Source organism: Porphyromonas sp. CAG:1061 (genome assembly GCF_000435035.1).
Classification (GTDB): domain Bacteria; phylum Bacteroidota; class Bacteroidia; order Bacteroidales; family Porphyromonadaceae; genus Porphyromonas_A; species Porphyromonas_A somerae.
In genome coordinates, this window is record NZ_HF988913.1 from 12,509 (window position 1) to 13,777 (window position 1,269).

General features: G+C 55.2%; 2 protein-coding genes (1 of these 2 running past the window's edge). Both read right to left on the reverse strand.

Annotation, left to right across the window (positions count from 1 at the left end; genetic code table 11):
- On the reverse strand, positions 1-515 hold the 5' portion of the coding sequence (locus QVO39_RS09180; protein WP_021903212.1) for a 3-hydroxyacyl-CoA dehydrogenase family protein. Its footprint begins 40 nt before the window's first position; the window shows 515 of its 555 coding nt (coding positions 1-515); its start codon is at positions 513-515; the stop codon falls past the left edge of the window.
- A gap of 32 nt (positions 516-547) precedes the next feature.
- Positions 548-1,264 (reverse strand): enoyl-CoA hydratase-related protein, encoded by a 717-nt coding sequence (locus QVO39_RS04630; RefSeq protein ID WP_288171774.1) that lies wholly within the window; start codon positions 1,262-1,264, stop codon positions 548-550.
- Positions 1,265-1,269 lie beyond the last annotated feature (5 nt).

Here is a 1,269-nt window from a genome sequence, read left to right on the forward strand (position 1 = left end):
CCGAGCTGCTCACAAAGCTGTAGCACGGTGGTGAGGGTCGCTTCGCTAGTGAGCTGGCCAGTGATCACCTCTACCAGTTTCATCACTGGCACGGGGTTGAAGAAGTGCATACCGATCACCTTCTCTGGTCGCTTGGTAGCCGCTGCTAGCTCGGTAATAGAGAGGGAGGAGGTATTGGTGGCGATGATCGCCTCTGGCTGTAGGATAGAGCAGAGGTGGGTGAGGATCTCTTTCTTCACCTCCATCTCTTCGCTCACTGCCTCAATCACGAGGTCGGCATCCTTGACCTGATCAAAGTCAGTAGTGGTGGTGATGCGAGCGAGGATAGCGTCGCGATCCTCTGCGGTCATACGTCCTTTATCTACCTGACGATTAAGTCCTTTCTCCATACGAGCCATAGCTCTGCCTAGGGACTCTGTAGAGCGACCTTTCATAGTCACCTCTAGAGACTTTTGTGCCATAGTCTGTGCTATGCCAGCACCCATGGTGCCATTTCCGAGTACTACGATTTTCATAATATCTTGTTGTTTATTATTGGTTTTGGAATCTAAAACTTTGGGGTCCGCTTCTCTAGGAAGGCACTCATCCCCTCCTTTTGCTCGGGAGAGGCAAAGGCATTGCTAAAGAGGTGGTTTTCAATGGCGATAGCGGTATCAATATCGGCTTGCAGACCACGCTGGATCGCCATTTTGGAGAGGGCAATGGCGTGGGGTGACTTAGCGGCGATCTCCTCGGCAATCGCTTGCACGGTGGGTAGCAACTCTTCGGGTGCTACCACTCTATTGACGAGCCCTATACGAAGGGCTTCATCGGCTGGAATGATGCGTGCGGTGAAGATCAATTCACTCGCCTCTCCGGCACCTACTAGGCGGGGTAGCCTTTGGGTACCACTGAAGCCGGGAGGAATGCCGAGCCCCACTTCGGGCTGACCGAACTTGGCCTTCTCGGAAACGATGCGGAAGTCGCACGCCATAGCGAGTTCGCACCCTCCACCAAGTGCAAAGCCGTTGACAGCGGCAATCACAGGGATGGGAAGGAGCTCTAGCTGGCGAAAGACTTTGGCACCACGCTGACCGAAGGTGAGTGCCTCCTCGGGGGTGAATTGCGACATCTCGCTGATATCGGCACCAGCGACAAAGCTGCGACCCGCCCCGGTGATGATGAGCACGCGGGTGGAGGGGGCTAGATGATTGAGGGCATCGCCGAGCTCCTCGAGCACTTGGGTAGAGAGTGCATTGAGGGCTTCGGGACGGTGGATGGTAATGGGGG